Genomic DNA, 1183 nt, shown 5'->3' with positions numbered 1-1183 from the left:
CCCGCACACCTGCACCCATGCCCTGGCCGATGAACGGCGGCGTGAGATGTGCGGCATCCCCGAGCAGGAACACGTTTCCGACGCGCCAGCGCTCGGCGATCGCCGCCCGGAACGTGTACTCGGCCACTCGTACCAACTCGAGGTCGCCTGCGGCGCCCACCCACGGCGCTATCAGCGGTCGAAGCGTCTCAAGCGTCGAATAGTCCGCAGCCGATTCGTCCGGCAGGAGCCGGAACTCCCAGCGGTAGCGGTCGTTCCCGATTCGCATGTAGGTCGCGGCGCGGGCCGGGTCGCACACCTGGTGCACCCCGTCCCACTGCTCGAGGTCGACAGTGCTCCGGATGTCGGCAACCAACCAGCGCTGCTCGAAGTGCATGTCGGTCATCGCCACCCCGAGAGCCCGGCGGATCACGCTGTTGGCTCCGTCGCAGCCGAGGAGGTAGTCGGCCTCGACGTGTTCGGTGGCCGCGGTGGTGCGGTCGACGAACGCAACCTGAATACGGTCCTGGTCGAGCCGGGTGAAACCGGTGACCTCGACGTTGCCCCGCAGCCGAACCTGGGGATACTGCGCCAGATTCGTGCGCAGCAGGTCCTCGAGCTGGGGCTGGTCGAACATGTTGGCTTGCGGGAAACCATGTCTTCCGGCGGGTTCGCGGGTGAACCGGGCCAGCACCCGCAGGTCGGCGTCGAGCAGCTGTAACCCGGCCGCGGGCCGCGAGATCGCCGCAAACCGTTCGCCGATACCGAGATCGGCCAGGATGCGGTAGATCTCATCGTCGAGGTGTACGGCGCGTGGTTGGCGGTAGACCCCGGGCCAGCGATCGAGCACCAGGCAGTCCACGCGGTATCGGGCCAACAGTGTCGCGGCGATGACCCCGGTCGGTCCGGCACCCACGATGACAACCGAGGTCACTCGAACCGCACGGTGTTGCGTTGGCAGCCCAGGTCGATCGCGCCGTCGTCGGTGGCGACCGAGGCCTCGACCACGTCGCCGTGGTGCAGGTAGCGCGGGTTGCCGGCTTGGCGTTTGAAGAAGGCCTTCCACTTCACCGCCGGCGGCAGCAGCGCGCCGATCATCTCGATCGGCTTGGGAGGTGCGCTCAACGCCGTGCCCACCGGGGTGCCGGTGAGGACGAGATCGCCGGCGGCCAGGTCCTGGAACCGGGCCAGGGACTGCAATGCC

2 protein-coding genes are annotated in these 1183 nt (G+C 68.2%); both read right to left on the bottom strand.

The window, feature by feature from the left end; translation table 11 throughout:
• On the bottom strand, positions 1-913 hold a 913-nt coding region (locus tag ACWGPE_RS19035), incomplete at its 3' end, for a bifunctional 3-(3-hydroxy-phenyl)propionate/3-hydroxycinnamic acid hydroxylase (RefSeq protein ID WP_452049320.1).
• Positions 910-1183 (bottom strand): fumarylacetoacetate hydrolase family protein (locus tag ACWGPE_RS19030; protein WP_452049319.1); only part of this gene is annotated, 274 nt, incomplete at its 5' end. The genes ACWGPE_RS19030 and ACWGPE_RS19035, both read right to left, overlap by 4 nt.

The sequence above is a fragment of the Agromyces sp. NPDC055658 genome (assembly GCF_053618155.1).
This window is presented reverse-complemented; position numbering and strand designations above follow the sequence as displayed.